Origin of the sequence: Porphyrobacter sp. ULC335, from assembly GCF_025917005.1 — a bacterium.
GTDB lineage: Bacteria > Pseudomonadota > Alphaproteobacteria > Sphingomonadales > Sphingomonadaceae > Erythrobacter.
Genome location: NZ_CP078091.1, coordinates 831,102 through 848,566 on the forward strand (window position 1 = coordinate 831,102; position 17,465 = coordinate 848,566).

A 17,465-nucleotide genomic window follows, 5' to 3' on the forward strand; every position below is an offset into this window, starting at 1 on the left:
GGGCCCCGCTCTCTTCCGCGCCGATGAAAGAACAGCGGGATCCCGGGTCAGGCCCGGGACGGGGGACAGGTCGCTCCCCAATCTCGTCACCCCGGCGTAGGCCGGGGCCCAGTTTTCTTTCCCTGACGTTCGCTCTCAGCCGCTCTGAGTCCCGGCCTGCGCCGGGATGACGGGCAGGTTAGGCCCCTAACACCACGCCCGTCGCACGCCGCCCCATTGCTCGGCCAGCCCCTCGCGCACCAGCACTTCGCCAAGGCTTGCGCCGCCGCGGGTGACCAGTTTCAGGGTGCGGCCGTATTTGTCCCGGCTGCGCCCCTCGGGATTGGGTTTGAGGGAGAACGGCCCCGCGTTCAGCAGCGTCACCAGCCGCTGCGTGGCGCGGCGGCCCATCATCGCTTCGTTGGCGCAGCCGGGGTTGCTGACCTCGGGCGTGTCGAGATCGGCGATGCGGATTTTCTCGCCCCGATACCAGATGGTGTCGCCATCGACGACGCAGGTGACCCGCACCGGCCCCGAACACAGGCTGAAACGCGCGCTCTCGCGGTCGCCGCCGCTGGCTGCGGCCACTCCGCCCGGCCGCGCTCCGGCAACGATCCGCGGCTGCGCAGCATCAAGACTGGCGGCGCTGTTCAAGGCCAGATCAGCAGCGCTAGGCCGCGCGCCTGATGCCGCGGCTTCCTCCGGCCCGCCCGAAACCGGCATCAGCAGCACCGCGGTGAAGGCCGAAAGCGGCAGGATCACCATCAGCGCGGCAAACCACCGCCCCGAAGCCTTCGCCGGTTGCCGGGCAAAGCGCTGCGCAAACCACGCCCGCTTGCGGCGCGAGGCATAGGCATCCGCCTTGGTCCAGCGGGACGGCTGGCGCGGATTGCGGAAGCGGATGATCTTGCCCATCAACGCAGAATGCCGCGCCAATTCTCAACATCGCGCTAACGCGGTGCGCGCGGAAAGCCCGCTCAACCCTTCTGCAACCCTTTGTTTCCTATACCCGCCCCCATGGACCCGCACGCACTCGTCACCGATCCGTCGACCATCGCCGCCGTCAAGGCGCTGGTGACGCCGTTCAACATCGCGGCGGCGCTGCTGGCGATGAACCTGTTCGCCTTTGCGGCCTTCGGAATCGACAAGGCGCGGGCGGCGCAAGGGGCGTGGCGGGTCTCGGAATCGACGCTGCTGCGGCTTGCGTTCTTTGGCGGGACGGTGGGGGCCTATGCGGGCCGCGCGCTGTTCCGGCACAAGACGCGCAAGCAGCCGTTCTGCGGGCAGCTCCACGCGATTGCCGCGCTGCAACTGGCGGCAGCGGCGGGACTGGCGGTCTATTTCTGGTGAGCCCGCACGGCGCGCGTGTGCGGGGGGGGCACGCGCTTTCCTACGCGGCCCCTCCGGCGCTAAGTCTGCGGGGTGCAAAGCGGTGACACGCCCCGATTTTCGCCGCAACCATGTCATCCGGCATGAAAGGCGAGCGATTACAGAGTGATGGCGCGATTGGCGGGAAATTCAGGCCCCCCTTAGACCCCTGTTAGACCCCCTCCAGCCCGCGCCAGACCCCCTCCAGCCCGGCGCGGCGGATTTGACCGCGATCAAATGCGGATGGCGCGCAGGGGTCTAGGCAGGGGACATCGAACAAGGAGACTCCGATGTCCGCACATACCCCGCACGAACTCGCCGATACCTTCCCCGAAGATACCGCCGCGCTCCACCAGCTCAAATTGACCGACGCGCATTTCGCCCGGCTGGCCGAGCGGCATCACGAGGTGAACCGCACCATCCACCGCATCGAAACCGAGATCGAAGCGGCCAGCGACGAACGGCTCGAAGCGCTCAAGAAAGAGCGGCTGCACCTGCTCGACGAAATCGCAGCCATGCTGGAAAACGCCCAGGCAGAATGACGGGGCGGCCTTGGGGGGCGGGCCTCAGATCTCGGTGTCTTTGCGGGGTGTGGTGCGGCGGTCCGCGCCTGAACGGCGGTCGCCCTTGCGGCGATCCGGCCCGTCAAAAGGCACCTGCGCCTTGCGCCGGTCCCCCTGCCGCCGTCCTCCGCTGCCGGCTTCTTCGGCAGGGGTAGTGCTGTCATTCTCGGCCATGATCACCTCTGATGGAGAAGGTAAATAGCGACCTCTTTTTTTTGGATGAATATCATCAAGTGAGTGAAATGCCTAGTTTGGTCTTTCTCCACCCCACCAAGCCGCTTGGCCCCGCGCCTGCAAGCCGCTAGGGCGCCGCCCGACAGCGCGATGTGCGCGCACGGGACATGACGCCGGTGACTGACAAGCAATTCCATGACGCACCCCGTTCGGGGGCCGAAACGCCCGATCTCTCGAAGGCCGAAGTGCTGATCGAGGCGCTGCCCTATTTCCAGCGCTATGCGGGCCGCACCTTCGTGGTGAAATACGGCGGCCACGCGATGGGCGACCCCGAGGCAGCGCGCGATTTTGCCGAGGATATCGTGCTGCTGAAGGCGGTCGGCATCAACCCGGTGGTGGTGCATGGCGGCGGCCCGCAGATCGGCCAGATGCTCAAGCGGTTGGGGGTGGAGAGCACCTTCGTCGACGGATTGCGCGTCACCGATGAAGCAACCGCCAAGATCGCGGAGATGGTGCTTTCAGGCGCGATCAACAAGGAACTGGTCGGCTGGCTGGCGGCAGCCGGCGGCAAGGCGATCGGCATCTCGGGCAAGGACGGCGGGCTGGTCACCGCGCGCAAGGTCAGCCGCACCACGCGTGATCCTGACAGCAATATCGAACAGGTCGTGGACCTGGGCTTCGTCGGCGAACCGGCGATGGTCGATACCACGGTGATCGACACGATGGTCGCCGCCGGGATGATCCCGGTGATCGCGCCGATTGCGCCGGGCGAGGACGGGGCGACCTACAACATCAACGCCGATACCATGGCGGGCGCGATTGCGGCGGCGCTGGGCGCGGCGCGTTTGTTCCTGCTGACCGATGTGGCGGGCGTGCTGGGCGCGGAAGGCGAACTGCTCACCGATCTCACCCCCACCGATATCGCCAAGCTGCGCGCCGACGGCGTGATCCGCGGCGGCATGGTGCCCAAGCTGGAAACCTGCGTGACCGCGGTGCAATCGGGCTGCGAGGCGGCAGTGGTGCTTGACGGGCGGGTGGGGCACGCGATGCTGCTCGAATTCTTCACCGCGCGCGGTGCCGGGACACTGGTGCGCGCCTGAAGCGGGAACTGAGATATGGCGCGGGGCGTATTAACAGGCTAATACGCCTAGCCAAGGGACTAGACCGCGCGCGGCAGCCTGCCAAAGCAAGCCGCGCCTTCGCAATGGAAACGGATCGCCAATGACTGACGCACTTCTCCAGATTTTCCTGATGGTCCTCAACACGGCCAACATGCTGCTGATCATCTGGTTCATCATCGGGCTGCTGTTCGCCTTCAACGTGGTGAGCCCGAGCAACCAGTTCGCCTTTGCGGTGCATGATGCGCTGAGCCGGTTGTTCGAGCCTGCGCTGCGCCCGATCCGCAAGGTCATGCCCGATACCGGGGCGATCGACTTTTCGCCGATGGTGTTCCTGATGCTGCTCAACGCGGTCGGCTATATCCTGCAAGGCGCGATGACCTGATGGGGGAGGCAGCGCGGATCGACGGCAAGGCTTTTGCCGAAGCCCTGCGCGCACGCATCGGTGCGGCAGCGGCGGCCTTTGCCCAGAACGCCGGGCGGCGTCCCGGTCTTGCGGTGGTGCTGGTCGGCGAAGATGCAGCGAGCCAGGTCTATGTCGGCGCCAAGGGCCGCGCTTGCGAGGAAGCGGGCATCGCCAGCTTCGAACATCGCCTGCCCGCGACCACCAGTGCCGGTGAACTGCTCGCGCTGGTCGAGCGGCTGAACCGTGACGAGGAAGTCGACGGCATTCTCGTCCAGCTTCCCCTGCCTGCCGGTCTGGACGAGCAGGCGGTCATCGCCGCCATCGATCCCGACAAGGATGTTGACGGGTTCCATGTGATCAACGCCGGTCGTTTGAGTGTCGGCCAGCCGGGCTTCGTGCCCTGCACCCCATTGGGCTGCCTGATGCTGTTGCAAGACCGGCTGGGCGATCTGTCGGGGCTGGAGGCAGTGGTGATCGGCCGGTCGAACATCGTCGGCAAGCCGATGGCGCAACTGCTCACCGATGCCAACGCCACCGTCACCGTGGCGCATAGCCGCACGCGCGATCTGCCCGCCGTGGTGCGCCGCGCCGACATCGTGGTTGCCGCCGTGGGCCGTCCGGAGATGGTGCGCGGCGACTGGATCAAGCCGGGCGCGACCGTGATCGACGTCGGCATCAACCGCCTGCCGCCTGATGAAGGCAAGGAAAAGGGACGGCTGGTGGGCGATGTCGCTTTTGCCGAGGCGCTTGCCGTGGCGGGTGCAATCACGCCGGTGCCGGGCGGTGTCGGGCCGATGACCATTGCGGTGCTGCTCAGGAACACGCTCGTCGCGGCGCATCGCCATGCCGGGCTGGACGCGCCAGAGGGGCTGTAATCAATCTCTGCGAAGGTGGGAAAAGCATGAAATCGTCAGTCTTCGCCGTCGCCGCCATGCTTGCACTCACCGCCTGTGCCGGGGGCGGCGCGCCCAAGCCGAACAAGCGGGCCATGGCGATGATCGAGCGAGTGCTGACCACCGCGCCCGGCGCCGCGCAGCCGAGCACCATCGTCGCCGCCGAACTCGCCTTCTCCCGCGCCGCGCGCGAACAGGGCCAGTGGACCGCCTTCCGCCAGTTCGCCGCCCCCGGCGCGCTGCTCCACGGGCGCAACGGCCCCTTCCCGATCGAACCGTGGCTCGCCATGCAGACCGATCCGCCCGAGGCTGTGCAGTGGGAGCCGCGCGTGGTGGTGATGAGCTGCGATGGCGCGGTGGCGGTGAGCCAGGGGCGCTTCCGCGATCCGGAGGGCAAGGTCGGCAATTTCGTGACCGTCTGGGAACGGCAGGCAGACAACACCTATCGCTATGTCTTCGATGTCGGCGGGGATGATGTGCCGCAGCCGCCGCCGCGCAAGCCGGTCGAGGAAGGCGATATCGTCGTGACCGAGATCGACGCGGTGCAGGGCCTCGTCGCCACCTGCCCGCGCGGCGATGCACCCACCCCGCCGCCCCCCGCGATCCCCGTGGGCGAGGACGGCAAGACCGACGCCCGCCTTTCGCGCGACGGCACGCTGCGCTGGCGCTGGGAACACCGCGCGGACGGCACCCGCTATGCCGCCGCGGAGTATTTCTACCAGGGGCGCTGGGTGACCGGGATCGAACAAAGCCTTGTGCCGACCGGCGATTGATGTGAGGGGGCGCTAGGCCTTCCCCGAGCGAGCAATGGTGCTGACCGAACTCTTCCTTTCCGCTTTCGTCACCCTGTTCGTTGTGATCGACCCGCCGGGGTGCGCGCCGATCTATGCCGGGCTGACCAAGGGCGCCACGCGTGAGCAGGCCCGCAGCATGGCGCTGCGCGCGACGGCGATCGCCTCGGTCATCCTGCTGATCTTCGCGCTGTTCGGGCAGGAGCTGCTGGGCGCGCTGCATATCGAACTGGACTCGTTCCGCATCGCGGGCGGGCTGATGCTGTTCTTCATCGCCTTCGACATGGTCTTCGAAAAGCGCACACAGCGCCGCGAGGAACGCGCCGAGAAGATCGCGCAGACGCCCGAGATCGAGGACGTTTCGGTGTTCCCGATGGCGATGCCGATGCTCGCCGGGCCGGGCGCGATTGCGGCGATCATGCTGCTGATGAACGAGGCCGATGGGCTTCCGGAATCGCTCGAGGTGCTCGCCGCGCTCGCCGCGGTGCTGGCCATCACCGCCGCCGCGCTGGTCGCCGCCGGGCCGCTGATCCGGCTGCTGGGCGACAAGGTCGAGGCGGTGATCACCCGCCTGCTCGGCGTGCTGCTGGCCGCGCTGGCGGCGCAATATGTGATCGACGGGCTGAAGGGCAGCTTCGGCATCTAGTCCGGTTGACAGGCCACGCACGGAGCATAGTCTTCCTCGCGCAACCGGGGGAGTGGCGCGATGGCGAAGAAGAAAGTGATCGTCGAGGGCGGTGGCGAGAACCTGTACTACGTGTCTGAATCGAACGGGACGATCTACGTCTACAAGGGTTCAGTGTGGGGCAGCGACACGCAGATCGGCAAGGTTCGCGAGATGCGCGATGCCATCGCGGTCATAGAAAACCACGCAGGCCGCAAGATCAAAAGCATCGGCTAACGCCCGCGAAGCTTCCGCAACCCCTTAACAAAAACGTAACGAAATCAGCGCGCGGCTCGCCGCAATCCCCTCGGTCGAAGGGTTGACACTCCTGCGGGCTTCGCGGATATCTTCGTCAAGGCATCAATCGCCGGAAGACGTGGGGGATCAGTGGGAATTTCACTCCAGAAGAGCCAGTCTGTCAGCCTCACCAAGCAGGCGCCGAACGGGCTGTCGCAGATCACCCTCGGGGTTGGCTGGGACGTTGCCAAGAAGGGCTTCTTCGGCGGTTTGCTGGGCGGCGGCGGGGATATTGATCTCGACGCGTCGTGCATCACCTTCGATGCCGACAAGGCCGTGCTGGAATCGGTGTGGTTCGGCAAGCTTACCAACGCCTCGGGCACGATCCGCCACAGCGGCGATAATCTCACCGGCGAGGGCGACGGGGATGACGAGAGCATCGCCATCAATCTCGAACGGCTCGACGGCAAGGTCGAGTATATCGTCCTGACGGTGAACAGCTTCCGCGGGCAGACCTTTGACAAGGTTGCCAATGCCTTTGGCCGGGTGGTCGATACCAAGACCCGGACCGAGCTGGCGCGCTTCGACATTTCGGATTCCGGCTCGCACACCGGGCTGATCCTCGCCAGCCTGTCGCGCAATGGCGGGCAGTGGGACTTCAAGGCGATCGGCGAGCGGACCGGCGGACGCACCGTGCACGATCTGACCGCCCCGGCCCGCGCCATCCTCTGACCTGATCCGGCGCGCGCGGAACCACCGCGCCAGCCTCCATTCCAGCGGGAGTCATTCCGATGCAGTTGCAACGTGGGGAGAAACGCTCCCTGTCCGATCTCGGGGTTGGCCCGCAATGCGAGGTCAAGGTCGAGTTCGGCATGGACGGCATCGACATTGCCGCCTTCGGGCTCGAACCCGGGCAGAAGATCGGCGATGACCGCTATGTCGTGCTGTTCTCCAACCCTGCCAGCCCCGGCGGCGAAGTGCGGATGAGCAGCGCTGGCAACGCGGCGAGTTTCACGCTCGATCTCGACAAGCTCCCGGCGACGATCGACCGCATCGTCTTCACCGCCACCCATGACAGCCGCGCCGTGGGCGAATCCCGCCCGCTGCTGGTGAGCATTGATGGCGGCAAGGCGAGCTTCGACGTCGCCGCGCACCTCTCGAACGAAAAAGCCGTGATGATGGCGGAGATTTACCGCCATTCCTCCGGCTGGAAGATCGGCACGATTGCGGCTGGCTTTGCAGGCGGGCTTGGCGCGCTGATCGGGCATTTCGGCGGGGAAGTGGAAGATGCCCCCGCACCGCCGCCACCGCCACCCCCTCCTCCGGCACCCCCGCCGCCTCCGCCTCCGCCTCCGCCACCAGCCCCTGCGGCGCCGGTCAGCCTGAAGAAAATCAGCCTCGACAAAGGTAATTCTTCGGTCAGCCTCAAGAAGCAGGGCAACACCTTCGGCGAGATCGTGCTCAACCTCAACTGGACTGCGCGGACGCAGAAGAAGGGCTTCTTCGGCGGGACGCAGCAGCTTGACCTTGATCTGGGCGTGATCTTCGAACTGGCCGACGGCATGGGTGCAGGCTGCATCCAGGCGCTGGGACGCAGCTTCGGCGCGTATAACCAGCCGCCCTTTATCGAACTGTCGGGCGATGACCGCACCGGCGCGGTCGCGGCCGGTGAGACGATCCGCGTCAATGGCCAGTATTTCGACTATATCCGCCGCATCGGCGTGTTCGCCCTGATCTATGAAGGTGCGCCCAACTGGGGCGAGACCGATGGGGTGGTCCGGCTCAACATTCCCGGCCAGCCCGAGATCGAGGTGCGGATGGACGAAACCGGCAGCCGCGAGCGGCTATGCGGGATCGCGGTGATCGACAATGTCGGCGGCGAGCTCAAGATGAGCCGCCTGATGCGCTTCTATTCCAGCCAGAAACCCTTTGCCGAGGATATCGGCGTCTATCTTCAGTGGGCGCGCGGCAGTAAGGACTGAGCAACAAGACTGCCGTATGAAGCGGCCAGAAGGATAATTATTCGATGTTCAAGCATTTCGGCGGTTCGCTGCTGTTCACTCTGTTCGGTCTGATTCTGGGGGGCTGGTACGGCTGGGAGCTGACCGGCACGATCGACGGCATGCTGGGGATCGTCTGGATCTGCGCGGTGCTGGCCGTGCTGGAAGTTTCGCTGTCATTCGATAACGCCGCGGTCAACGCCTCGGTGCTCAAGGACATGGACCCGGTCTGGCAGCAGCGCTTCCTGACCTGGGGGATCGCGATTGCGGTGTTCGGGATGCGGATCGTGTTCCCGCTGGTGATCGTGATGGTCGCGGCCTCGCTGGGCCCTGTCGAAGCGATCAAGCTCGCGCTGAACGAGCCGACCGAATACCAGCGCATCGTCAGCGACGCGCATATCGGCCTGATGGGCTTCGGCGGTGCGTTTCTGGGCATGGTCGGCCTCAAGTACTTCTTCGATTCCGAAAAGGAGGTCGACTGGATCGCCGCGATCGAGCGCCCGCTGTCCAAGGTGGCCGAGATCGAGGCGATTGCGATCGGGCTGGTGCTGGCGGCTATCTGGGCGACGTCCACCATGCTCGCGCCGGCTGATGCGCTGACCTTCATCATCGCGGCCATTGCGGGCCTGCTGGTCTATCTTGCGGTCGAGATCGTCAACCACCTGCTCGAACCGCCCACGCCCACCACAGGCGATGTCGCTAAGGCCGGTTTCGGGGCGTTCCTGTATCTCGAAGTGCTCGACGCCAGCTTCTCGTTCGACGGGGTGATCGGGGCGTTCGCGCTGACCAACAACCTGATCATCATCGCCATCGGCCTTGGTATCGGTGCGATGTTCGTGCGTTCGATGACGATCTTCCTGGTGCGCAAGGGGACGATGTCGGAATACCGCTATCTCGAACACGGCGCCTTCTATGCGATCATGGCCTTGGCGATCATCATGTTCGTCAACACGTTCGCGCATATCCCCGAAGTCATCACCGGCCTGATCGGCGCGGTGCTGATCGGGCTCGCGTTCTGGTCGTCGGTGCGTTGGAACAAGGCGAACCCGGAAGGGGAGCCGGAGGACGCGCTGGCCTGAGGCACGGCGCAGAATTTACCTCGGGCGGCGGCCGGGACGGTTCCGGTCGCCGCCGGATTTGAGAAAGGAAGACGGATTATGGCTATCTCGCTGTCAAAGGGTGGCAATCTCAGCCTGTCGAAGGAAGCCCCCGGGCTTGACCGCATCATGATCGGCCTCGGCTGGGATGTGCGTGCGACCGATGGTCAGGATTTCGACCTCGATGCATCGGCCTTCCTGTGCAACGCGGGCGGCAAGGTTCGCGCCGATACCGATTTCTGCTTCTTCAACAACAAGAACGTCGCTGGCGGCGCAGTGGTCCACCAGGGCGACAACCGCACCGGCGAAGGTGACGGCGATGACGAACAGATCGAGGTCACTCTCTCGAAGCTGCCCGCCGATGTCGACAAGGTTGCGGTCGTGGTGACGATCTACAATGGCGACGAGAATGGCCAGACCTTCGGTCAGGTGTCCAACGCCTTCATCCGCCTAGTCGATGCCAGCAACAACAACGAAGTCGTGCGCTTCGACCTGTCGGAAGACGCCTCGGTCGAAACCGCGATGATCCTCGGCGAGGTCTATCGCCACGGAGCCGAGTGGAAGTTCCGCGCCGTGGGACAGGGCTTCCGCGGCGGGCTTGGTCCGCTCGCCTCGCATTTCGGGGTCAATGTCGGCTAAGGGCTGAACCGCGCGCGGGGCACGGTTAGGCGACCGGCTCCCGCGCGCACTCAAATTTTACAAGGATCAGGGAATATGGCGGTTTCGCTCAGCAAGGGCGGCAATGTCTCGCTGTCGAAGGAAGCGCCGGGGCTCAGTGCGGTCACGGTCGGACTCGGCTGGGACGTGCGGCGCACCGATGGCGCGGCCTTCGATCTGGACGCTTCGGCGTTCGTGATCGGGGAAAATGACAAGGTGCTCTCGGACGCGAATTTCGTGTTCTACAACAACAAGACCTCGCCCGATGGCGCCGTGGTCTATAGCGGCGACAACCGCACCGGCGATGGCGCGGGCGATGACGAGACGATCAGGATCGATTTCGCCAAGCTCACCCCCGCTGCCAAGAAGGTGGTGATCGCGGTGACGATCCATGAAGGCGAGATCAACGGGCAGAACTTCGGCTCGGTGCAGAACGCCTTCGCCCGCGTGGTCAACGAGGCCGACGGCAAGGAACTGGCGCGTTACGACCTGTCCGAAGACGCCTCGATGAACGTGGCGATGATCTTCGTCGAACTCTATCGCGGCCCTGCCGGCGACATCAAGGTCAAGGCGATCGGCGAAGGCTGGCGCAGCGGCCTTGGCGGTCTTGCGGGCGCGATGGGCGTCAACATCGGCTGATCTGGCGAGCAACGCCGTCATGCAGCCCGCCCAGCCCGGACAGCGGATCGCAATCAGCCCCAAGGCCGATTGCCGCATCCGTTTGGAAGGGCCGGAAGGCCAGCGCATTGCCATTGCCGCGATCGGGACGGGTGGCGGCCAAGGCGGGCGGGTGCTCGCCTTTGAACGGATCGATCCGCAGCACTGGTTCATGGGCGGCATGGCCGAGCTGGAAGGCGATTTCGAGATTGTCGCCTATGTCATGGATGATCGCCACGGCGGCTTCACCAACGCCGCCTACCCGATCCATTTCGAAGTCGACGGCACCACCCATGTGATGCCGCCGCCGACCGAACAGCTCGCCGCAGTGATCCTCGCCGAGATCTATACCCGCAATGGCGAGCGGCGGATGAAGGTGGCAAACGAGGGTTTCACCTTCGGTATCGACGCCTATGTCCGGGCGCGCAATCTGGGCGAGGTCGAGGTGCCCTATCGCAACGCCCCTTCGGTGCCGCCACCGGGGAACGGCCCGATCCCTCATCCCGACGGGCGCGGGCATAACCGCCCGAAGCCGGTGCCGGGGCAGATGCTTGGGACGGGCAGCGGCGTGCTGATTGCGCCCGATCTGATCGTCACCAACGCCCATGTGATCGAGGACGGCCAGCGTTTCGAAATCGGCCCCGCACGCGATGTCGCGGTGACGCTGGCGGTTGATGCGCAGCACGATCTGGCGCTGTTGCGCTGCCAGACGGCGGGCGCGCCTCTGCCGCTCAGGATCGGGTCGCCGCTGTTCCTCGGCGAGGATATCATGGCGGCGGGCTTCCCGCTGATTGACGTGCTGGGCGCCGATCTCAAGGTAACAACCGGCAATGTCTCGGGCCTGACCGGCGGTGGCGGCGATATCACGCGCTTCCAGTTCAGCGCGCCGATCGGTTCGGGATCGTCGGGCGGGGCGATCATCGACGAATTCGGCAATCTGGTCGGCATCACCTCGGCGAGCCTGGCGCATGACAATATGCGCAACCGCGGGTCGATTTCGGAGAACGTCAATTTCGGCATCCGCGCCGCGCTGGTGTTCGAGATGGCGGCAGCGGCGGGGGCGGACTTGCCGCCCCTGGCGATCTCGACCGACAATCTGCGCCGCAATGTCGTGGGCCGGGCGCGCAACGCGGTGGTCAGCATCATCGTTCATGCCTGATCAGGCGCGGGTATCCGGCCCGGCTGAGGACATGGTTACGGTCGAACTGCCGACCGGCCGCCTGGTGCTGCGCGGGGTCTCGCCCGCGCGGGTCGCCGAACTGTGCGACTTTGCGGCCCGTGCCAATCCCAAGCGCGGGTTCCTGATCGTCTCGCGGGTGCTGGGACGGCACTTGCTAACCCCGCCGCAGGCCTTGCGCGCCGCCGCCGATGCATTGGCGGCGCAGATCCCCGGCGACTTGCCGGGGCCAGTGCTGTTCTGCGGCATGGCCGAGACCGCGACAGGCCTTGCCCAAAGCGTCTGGGCGGCGTGGCGTCTGCGCCATCCTGATGCCGCCAGCGCCTACATCCAGAGCAGCCGCCAGATTGTGGCGGGCGCGCCAATCCTCACCCGCTTCGAGGAAGGCCATAGCCACGCCGCATCCCACATGGTGCAGGTCAGCGCCGAGATCGAACCGTTGCTCGCCGCTGCGCGCAGCCTCGTGATCGTCGATGACGAATGCAGCACCGGCAACACCTTCGTCGAGGCGGCAGAGGCGCTGGTTGCGGCGCTGCCTGCGCTGGAGACGGTGCACTGTGCCAGCCTGACCGACTGGAGCGCGGGCGGCTTCATCCCCCGGATGCCGCGCCCCGCCGCCGCACACGCGCTGATCGCGGGGGCGCTCGAATGGACGCCCGGCGCAGGGCAGGCCGCCGCGACGCTCGCTGCAACCGCTAACCGCCACGGCACCGCCCCCGCCAGCGGCATGCGCAGCCGCACCGGGTTGCTAGCGCCCGAGGCTGCGACCCGCGCCCCCATCAACGCTGCGCCCGGCGAGCGGGTGCTGGTGCTTGGCGATGGCGAGCATGCCTACGAGGCGCTGCGGATTGCCGAAGAGATCGCGGCGCAGGGCGGCATTGCCGCCATCCAGTCGATCACCCGCACCCCCGCGTTGATCGGCCACGCGATGCAGAGCGTCACCACGCTTGCCGACGCCTATGGATCGGGCGCGACCTGCCATGTTTATAATCTGCTCGCCCACCGGCCCGACCGGATCGTGATCGCCGCCGAGATCGCCGGAACGCAGGCCGACGAGTTGGCGCGCTGGATCGCCGAAGCGGGCAGCGCTGCGATGGTCGAACTCGTACTGTGCCGCTATGGCGACGCGCGATGACCACTCGCCCCCTTATTCTGGCCGATCTCGATGACAGCCTGTTCCAGACCCGCCCCAAGTGCGGGGACTGGCCGGAGGAATCGCTGCGCCTGATGAGCCGCCTCGCCGATGGTGCGCCCAGCGGCTACGCCACCCCTCCGCAGCAGGCGCTGATGGCGTGGCTGGCGCATGGTGAGGTCGTCCCCGTCACCGCGCGCAGCCGCGAGGTGCTGGCGCGGGTCGCCATTGCACAGGCCCCGGCGATCTGCGCCAATGGCGGCTGCATCCTGACCGCCGATGGCACGCCCGACGCGGCTTGGCACCGCCTGCTCGAAGCCGAGGCGCAGGCGAGCACCGCTCCCGCCGCGCTCTATCCAGCGCTGGTGAGCGGGCTGTGCGGCGAGGCATACCGCCACTGGCTGGTGAGCGAAGACGGGCTCGATCTCTACATCGTCATCAAGAGCAATCACGGCGATGTCCCTGCCCTCACTGCGCTGGCCGAGGCGCTGGCTGCGCGCCTGCCGCAGGGCTGGCGCATTCACGCCAATGGCAACAACCTTGCCTTTCTCCCCCCATGGCTCAGCAAGCGCGCGGCGGTGCGTTACATGCTCGAACAGGTGCGCGTCGCGACACCCGAGCGGCTGGTCATCGGCATCGGTGATAGCTGGTCGGACGCGGGCTTCCTCGATCTGGCCGACATGGCGATGATCCCGACGCAGGCGCAGCTGTGGCAGCATATCGCGCACGGCCATGACTGGATCGATTGAGCTGCGCATGACCCCGTTTCACGGTTCCTACGCCCCCGAGGATGTGACCTTCCTCCTCAAGCCCGCCACGATCGGTCTGACCGGCGTGCGCGAGAAGGAGGCGCTGATCCAGTCGGGCGCGCGGCATTATTCGGAGATGTTGTCGGAAGAGCGCCTGCCCGATGCGCGCTACCTCGATCTCTACCACGCCGCGCTGGCACGCAATGGCGGGCGGGTGCGGCGCGATGTCGAGACGTTGGCCGAGGCCATCGCCGCAAGGCCGGAAACGTCGCGCAGTTGCACCATCATCTCGCTCGCCCGCGCGGGCACGCCCATCGGCGTGCTGCTGCGCCGCGCCTTGCTGCGCCGGGGCATCGAGACGGTGCATTATTCGGTCAGCATCATTCGCGGGCGCGGGATCGACCGGGCCGCGCTCGCCCACATCGCTGCTGCACGCGGCGCGGCGGACGCGGTGTTTGTCGACGGTTGGACGGGCAAGGGCGCGATCACCGGCGAGCTTGAAGCGAGCCTTGGCGATGGCGCGACCGGCTTTGCCCCCTTCCTCGCGGTGGTGGCCGATCCGGCGGGCTGCGCCTCGCTGGCCGCCACGTCGGAAGATTATCTCATCCCCTCCGGTATCCTCGGCGGGATCGCTTCGGGGCTGGTCAGCCGCTCTGTGCTGAGCGATGATCTGGTGGGCGCGGGCGAGTTCCATGCCTGCCGCCACCTCACCGAACATGCCGCCGCCGACCAGTCGCGCGCCTTTATCGCCGCGGTCGAGGCCGCCGCGCCCTCCCGCGCCGATCACCCCGGCTGGAACCCTGCCGACGCACGCGAAAGCCGCGCCGCCTGCGCCGCGCTGGTCGAGGGACTGATGGACGAATTCGCTGTCACCAACCGCAACCGCATCAAGCCCGGCATTGCCGAGGCGACCCGCGCCGTGTTGCGCCGGGTGCCCGAGGCGGTGTTCGTACGCGACCGGGCCGACGAAGAAGTTGCGCATTTGCTGCACCTTGCGGAACAATCGGGGGTAAAGGTGCATCAGCGGGAACTTGGCAACTATCGCGCCGTAACCTTGATTGCGAAGGCAGGAGACATCGGATGACGAAAGCGGTGGAACTGGGCGCGACGCTCTATATCCCGGTGCAGCACCCGCGCCTTGCCGAGGTGCTGGCCGGTGACAATCCCGACTTGCGCTCGGTGGTGATCTGCCTTGAGGATTCGCTCCACGAGGCGGATGTCAGCGCGGCGCAGGCGGTGTTCTGCGAAACCCTGCGCGCGCTTGAAGCCGCCCCGCCGCAGCTGATCGCCTATACCCGCCCGCGCGGACCCGAGATGCTGACCTGGATGCAGGCGCAGCCGGGGATCGAGCGGCTGGCGGGCTTTGTCCTGCCCAAGGTGACGACCGCCAATCTTCCGGGCTGGCTGGCGCGGCTCGAAGGCGCGGATCACGGGATCATGCCGACCGTCGAGAGCGCCGAGGCCTTCGACCGTGCGGCGCTGACGCAGATGGCCCGCACCCTCCAACCGCTGGGCGATCGGGTCCATGCCGTGCGGATCGGCGGGAATGACATTCTCAACCTGCTCGGCGTGCGCCGCTCGCGGGTGCGCACCGCTTATGATGGGCCGCTGGGCCTGGCGATTGCGACGATGGCGAGCGTGTTCCTGCCCGAAGGCATGGCGCTGTCCGCCCCGGTGTTCGAGCATTACGCGCAAAGCGATTTGCTGCGCGAGGAAGTGGCGCGCGATCTGGAGCATGGGCTGCTGACCAAGACCGCGATCCATCCCGTTCAGGTCGGCATCATCCACGAAGCGCTGCGCCCTTCCTCCGGCGAGGAAGAGGAAGCCCGCGCGATCCTAGCGCGCGAGGCGCAGGCGGTGTTCGGCCATGGCGGCAGCATGTGCGAGCCGACCACCCATGCACGCTGGGCGGCGGGCGTGTTGGACCGGGCGCGGGTCCACGGCTTGCGCGGCGCTGCTCCCGGCTTCCCGCAACAGCCGACGCGGGTGGCCTGACGTCGGGCGACCTGGGCCGTGTCCCCCATCACCAAACGCCGCCACGCCGAACTTGCCGGGCAGGCGATGAAATATGTCGCCGAACTGCTGCTGATCGAGCCGCTCAGCCCCGCCTTCGATCACAAGCTTGAAGCGATCGAAGGGCTGGGGCGCGATGCGATCCTGAAGCTGTCCGCGCGCCATGCGGGCAGCCTCGCCCATGTCGCCCCGCCGCCGACCGATGGCATCGCGCGCGCCATCGCGGGCCTGCGCAGCCTCGCCCAGAGCCTTGAACCGCTGCGGCAGGGCAATCTGGCAGGAGGCGGGCGGCGCTGGGGCCTGTTTTCATCGACCCCCGATCCCAAGGCCTATTTCCGCCGCTATCGCGAAAGCCAGAGCCGGATCGAAGCCGCACTCGCTTCGCTGACTCGCGAACGGGACGCCTTGCTGCGCGCCAATGTCGGGATCGAGGGCGAGCAGGCGGGGATCACCCCGCTGCTCGCTGAACTGATGGAGCACGCGCTATTCGCCGAGGAGGTCGCCTTGACCCTTGCTGCCCGCGCCGAGGCGCTGGACGCACGCGAACCGATGAAGGCGCGGCGGCTGCGGTCGGACGCCCTGTCCGCTGTCCAGTCCCGGATGCGCGACATTGCCGAGGCGCGCGCGCTGGCCGCACAAGCGGTGTCCATGCGTGCAATCGTCACCGCCACCAACCTGCGCCTGATCGAGGGCATCGATCAGGCCATCGCCACCATGGTGCTGGTCCTGCGCACCGCCATCGAGGCCGCGCGGTTGATCGCGCAACAGGAACTAGTGCTGGATGGCATTGCCAGCCTGAGGCAGGCGGCGAGCAACCTCATTGCCGAGGACGGCACGCCCGATGACGACCGGGCGCAAGCCTTGCAGTCGGCCTTCGCCCGTCTTTACGATGCGCTAGACCGGCTCGATACCGAGCGCGCGGCAATGTCGATGCTTCCACCCCGGTGAAACAGGGTCTAAGACAGCACGCCGGACAATCGCCGGCCAGTGGAGACGTGAAGGTTCGTGGGCTTGTTTGATTCGCTCAGGAAAATGTTTGCTGCGCCCGAGCCGGAGGCAGGCCCTGCCCCTTCCGCGGCGCCTTCGCCTGCGCCGCGCAAGCCTGCGTTCGATTATGATGACGAGCGTGTGCCGACCGGTGCGCGCGCCAAGATCCGCGCCATCCTCGCCAGCCTGACCGAGGTCGAAGCGATGATGGACCGCGAACAGGTGCAGGCCGTCAGCCGCACCGAGATCGAGCTGATGCGCGATGAGCACCTGCCCAAGCTGGTCAAGAGCTATATCGACATCCCCGCCGCCCACCGTGCCGAAATCTTCCGCAAGGCTGGCAAGTCGGCGAGTTTCATTCTGGAGGAAAGCCTCGACACGATGCAGGGCCGGATCGACGAGATCGCGCGCAACCTCGCGCAGCACGACCTCGACGCCTTTTCCAGCAATGCCGCTTTCATCAGTCGCCGGTACAGCGACAACGACCCGTTCGGGTAAGGCTTAGGCCCAGTCTCCCAGCAGCGGGGTGAATTCATCCACCCGGATCAGCTGCCACACCCCGCCAGTGAGATAGGGATCATCCGCCAGAATGGCGCGCGCGGCGGCTTCGTCTGCGGCCTTCACGATCAGCAGCGAGCCGATGATCAACCCATCGGCGCGTTTCAGCGGGCCTACGATGACGAAATGATCGGCATTGGCATGGATGAAATCGAGATGCGCGGGGCGGTGGATCGCACGCAGCCGTCCGCCATCCTCTCCGTCGCGGCAGTGGAAGCAGAACATCCGCATCTTGGTGTGACCCC

23 protein-coding genes are annotated in these 17,465 nt (G+C 66.4%); 20 read left to right on the forward strand and 3 right to left on the reverse strand.

Features of this window, described 5'->3' with window-relative positions; translation table 11 throughout:
- Window positions 1-186 precede the first annotated feature (186 nt).
- The gene (locus KVF90_RS04070) at window positions 187-894 is read right to left on the reverse strand and encodes a thermonuclease family protein (protein WP_264393574.1); all 708 of its coding nucleotides are present in this window, start codon (window positions 892-894) and stop codon (window positions 187-189) included.
- Window positions 895-996: 102 nt separating this feature from the next.
- Here KVF90_RS04070 and KVF90_RS04075 point away from each other — a divergent pair, with 102 nt between their 5' ends.
- Together KVF90_RS04075 and KVF90_RS04080 are read left to right on the forward strand one after the other, a co-directional pair.
- Complete coding sequence (locus tag KVF90_RS04075) at window positions 997-1,329, forward strand: DUF1294 domain-containing protein (RefSeq protein ID WP_413677005.1); 333 nt, start codon at window positions 997-999, stop codon at window positions 1,327-1,329.
- A gap of 308 nt (window positions 1,330-1,637) precedes the next feature.
- The gene (locus tag KVF90_RS04080) at window positions 1,638-1,889 is read left to right on the forward strand and encodes a YdcH family protein (protein ID WP_264393575.1); all 252 of its coding nucleotides are present in this window, start codon (window positions 1,638-1,640) and stop codon (window positions 1,887-1,889) included.
- 24 nt (window positions 1,890-1,913) lie between these two features.
- On the opposite strand, the gene KVF90_RS04085 is transcribed toward KVF90_RS04080, so the two are convergent.
- Entirely contained in the window at window positions 1,914-2,084 is a 171-nt protein-coding gene (locus KVF90_RS04085) for a hypothetical protein (RefSeq protein WP_264393576.1), read from the reverse strand.
- 167 nt (window positions 2,085-2,251) lie between these two features.
- On the opposite strand from KVF90_RS04085, the gene argB reads away from it, so the two are divergent.
- From argB to KVF90_RS04175, 18 genes are all read left to right on the forward strand, one after another.
- Window positions 2,252-3,184 (forward strand): acetylglutamate kinase, encoded by a 933-nt coding sequence (gene argB / locus KVF90_RS04090; RefSeq protein ID WP_413677006.1) that lies wholly within the window; start codon window positions 2,252-2,254, stop codon window positions 3,182-3,184.
- A gap of 121 nt (window positions 3,185-3,305) precedes the next feature.
- Complete coding sequence (locus KVF90_RS04095) at window positions 3,306-3,587, forward strand: YggT family protein (RefSeq protein WP_264393578.1); 282 nt, start codon at window positions 3,306-3,308, stop codon at window positions 3,585-3,587.
- Entirely contained in the window at window positions 3,587-4,483 is an 897-nt protein-coding gene (gene folD / locus KVF90_RS04100; protein ID WP_264393579.1) for a bifunctional methylenetetrahydrofolate dehydrogenase/methenyltetrahydrofolate cyclohydrolase FolD, read from the forward strand. The genes KVF90_RS04095 and folD overlap by 1 nt, the downstream gene beginning before the upstream one ends.
- Before the next feature lie 26 nt (window positions 4,484-4,509).
- Window positions 4,510-5,274, forward strand: a complete 765-nt coding sequence (locus KVF90_RS04105) for a hypothetical protein (RefSeq protein WP_264393580.1) — start codon at window positions 4,510-4,512, stop codon at window positions 5,272-5,274.
- A gap of 40 nt (window positions 5,275-5,314) precedes the next feature.
- Window positions 5,315-5,938, forward strand: a complete 624-nt coding sequence (locus KVF90_RS04110) for a MarC family protein (protein ID WP_264394663.1) — start codon at window positions 5,315-5,317, stop codon at window positions 5,936-5,938.
- A gap of 60 nt (window positions 5,939-5,998) precedes the next feature.
- The gene (locus KVF90_RS04115; protein ID WP_264393581.1) at window positions 5,999-6,193 is read left to right on the forward strand and encodes a hypothetical protein; all 195 of its coding nucleotides are present in this window, start codon (window positions 5,999-6,001) and stop codon (window positions 6,191-6,193) included.
- A gap of 150 nt (window positions 6,194-6,343) precedes the next feature.
- On the forward strand, window positions 6,344-6,925 hold the full coding sequence (locus KVF90_RS04120; protein WP_264393582.1) for a TerD family protein: 582 nt from the start codon (window positions 6,344-6,346) through the stop codon (window positions 6,923-6,925).
- Window positions 6,926-6,984: 59 nt separating this feature from the next.
- Entirely contained in the window at window positions 6,985-8,175 is a 1,191-nt protein-coding gene (locus tag KVF90_RS04125; protein ID WP_264393583.1) for a TerD family protein, read from the forward strand.
- Between the two features lie 44 nt (window positions 8,176-8,219).
- Window positions 8,220-9,272: a DUF475 domain-containing protein gene (locus KVF90_RS04130; protein ID WP_264393584.1), complete on the forward strand. Its 1,053-nt coding sequence runs from the start codon at window positions 8,220-8,222 to the stop codon at window positions 9,270-9,272.
- A 78-nt stretch (window positions 9,273-9,350) separates the two neighbouring features.
- Complete coding sequence (locus tag KVF90_RS04135; protein ID WP_264393586.1) at window positions 9,351-9,929, forward strand: TerD family protein; 579 nt, start codon at window positions 9,351-9,353, stop codon at window positions 9,927-9,929.
- Window positions 9,930-10,004: 75 nt separating this feature from the next.
- Window positions 10,005-10,586, forward strand: coding sequence for a TerD family protein (locus KVF90_RS04140; protein ID WP_264393587.1), 582 nt, complete (start codon window positions 10,005-10,007; stop codon window positions 10,584-10,586).
- Between the two features lie 19 nt (window positions 10,587-10,605).
- Window positions 10,606-11,763: a S1C family serine protease gene (locus KVF90_RS04145; RefSeq protein WP_264393588.1), complete on the forward strand. Its 1,158-nt coding sequence runs from the start codon at window positions 10,606-10,608 to the stop codon at window positions 11,761-11,763.
- Window positions 11,756-12,916 carry a phosphoribosyltransferase family protein gene (locus tag KVF90_RS04150; protein ID WP_264393589.1) on the forward strand — a complete coding sequence of 387 codons (1,161 nt, stop codon included), beginning with the start codon at window positions 11,756-11,758 and terminating at the stop codon, window positions 12,914-12,916. Before KVF90_RS04145 ends, KVF90_RS04150 begins: the two co-directional genes overlap by 8 nt.
- Window positions 12,913-13,662: a sucrose-6-phosphate hydrolase gene (locus KVF90_RS04155; RefSeq protein WP_264393590.1), complete on the forward strand. Its 750-nt coding sequence runs from the start codon at window positions 12,913-12,915 to the stop codon at window positions 13,660-13,662. Before KVF90_RS04150 ends, KVF90_RS04155 begins: the two co-directional genes overlap by 4 nt.
- Complete coding sequence (locus KVF90_RS04160; protein WP_264393591.1) at window positions 13,646-14,746, forward strand: cysteine protease StiP family protein; 1,101 nt, start codon at window positions 13,646-13,648, stop codon at window positions 14,744-14,746. Before KVF90_RS04155 ends, KVF90_RS04160 begins: the two co-directional genes overlap by 17 nt.
- A complete protein-coding gene (locus KVF90_RS04165) occupies window positions 14,743-15,657 on the forward strand; it encodes an HpcH/HpaI aldolase/citrate lyase family protein (protein ID WP_264393592.1) in 915 nt (304 codons plus the stop codon). Before KVF90_RS04160 ends, KVF90_RS04165 begins: the two co-directional genes overlap by 4 nt.
- 18 nt (window positions 15,658-15,675) lie before the next feature.
- Entirely contained in the window at window positions 15,676-16,623 is a 948-nt protein-coding gene (locus KVF90_RS04170; RefSeq protein WP_264393593.1) for a toxic anion resistance protein, read from the forward strand.
- 57 nt (window positions 16,624-16,680) lie between these two features.
- On the forward strand, window positions 16,681-17,160 hold the full coding sequence (locus KVF90_RS04175; protein ID WP_264393594.1) for a hypothetical protein: 480 nt from the start codon (window positions 16,681-16,683) through the stop codon (window positions 17,158-17,160).
- 3 nt (window positions 17,161-17,163) lie between these two features.
- Here the strand turns inward: KVF90_RS04175 and KVF90_RS04180 are convergent, their stop codons facing one another.
- On the reverse strand, window positions 17,164-17,451 hold the full coding sequence (locus tag KVF90_RS04180) for a YciI family protein (protein ID WP_264393595.1): 288 nt from the start codon (window positions 17,449-17,451) through the stop codon (window positions 17,164-17,166).
- Window positions 17,452-17,465 lie beyond the last annotated feature (14 nt).

Excerpts from the sequence above, each read along its gene's own strand:
- KVF90_RS04145 (WP_264393588.1), top strand. The coding sequence starts at position 10,606 with ATGCAGCCCGCCCAGCCCGGACAGCGGATCGCAATCAGCCCCAAGGCC.
- KVF90_RS04165 (WP_264393592.1), top strand. The coding sequence starts at position 14,743 with ATGACGAAAGCGGTGGAACTGGGCGCGACGCTCTATATCCCGGTGCAG.
- KVF90_RS04180 (WP_264393595.1), bottom strand. The coding sequence starts at position 17,451 with ATGCGGATGTTCTGCTTCCACTGCCGCGACGGAGAGGATGGCGGACGG.
- KVF90_RS04125 (WP_264393583.1), top strand. The coding sequence starts at position 6,985 with ATGCAGTTGCAACGTGGGGAGAAACGCTCCCTGTCCGATCTCGGGGTT.
- KVF90_RS04135 (WP_264393586.1), top strand. The coding sequence starts at position 9,351 with ATGGCTATCTCGCTGTCAAAGGGTGGCAATCTCAGCCTGTCGAAGGAA.
- KVF90_RS04140 (WP_264393587.1), top strand. The coding sequence starts at position 10,005 with ATGGCGGTTTCGCTCAGCAAGGGCGGCAATGTCTCGCTGTCGAAGGAA.
- KVF90_RS04130 (WP_264393584.1), top strand. The coding sequence starts at position 8,220 with ATGTTCAAGCATTTCGGCGGTTCGCTGCTGTTCACTCTGTTCGGTCTG.
- KVF90_RS04070 (WP_264393574.1), bottom strand. The coding sequence starts at position 894 with ATGGGCAAGATCATCCGCTTCCGCAATCCGCGCCAGCCGTCCCGCTGG.
- KVF90_RS04115 (WP_264393581.1), top strand. The coding sequence starts at position 5,999 with ATGGCGAAGAAGAAAGTGATCGTCGAGGGCGGTGGCGAGAACCTGTAC.
- KVF90_RS04105 (WP_264393580.1), top strand. The coding sequence starts at position 4,510 with ATGAAATCGTCAGTCTTCGCCGTCGCCGCCATGCTTGCACTCACCGCC.
- KVF90_RS04085 (WP_264393576.1), bottom strand. The coding sequence starts at position 2,084 with ATGGCCGAGAATGACAGCACTACCCCTGCCGAAGAAGCCGGCAGCGGA.
- argB (WP_413677006.1), top strand. The coding sequence starts at position 2,252 with ATGACGCCGGTGACTGACAAGCAATTCCATGACGCACCCCGTTCGGGG.
- KVF90_RS04150 (WP_264393589.1), top strand. The coding sequence starts at position 11,756 with ATGCCTGATCAGGCGCGGGTATCCGGCCCGGCTGAGGACATGGTTACG.
- KVF90_RS04080 (WP_264393575.1), top strand. The coding sequence starts at position 1,638 with ATGTCCGCACATACCCCGCACGAACTCGCCGATACCTTCCCCGAAGAT.
- folD (WP_264393579.1), top strand. The coding sequence starts at position 3,587 with ATGGGGGAGGCAGCGCGGATCGACGGCAAGGCTTTTGCCGAAGCCCTG.
- KVF90_RS04095 (WP_264393578.1), top strand. The coding sequence starts at position 3,306 with ATGACTGACGCACTTCTCCAGATTTTCCTGATGGTCCTCAACACGGCC.
- KVF90_RS04155 (WP_264393590.1), top strand. The coding sequence starts at position 12,913 with ATGACCACTCGCCCCCTTATTCTGGCCGATCTCGATGACAGCCTGTTC.
- KVF90_RS04075 (WP_413677005.1), top strand. The coding sequence starts at position 997 with ATGGACCCGCACGCACTCGTCACCGATCCGTCGACCATCGCCGCCGTC.
- KVF90_RS04160 (WP_264393591.1), top strand. The coding sequence starts at position 13,646 with ATGACTGGATCGATTGAGCTGCGCATGACCCCGTTTCACGGTTCCTAC.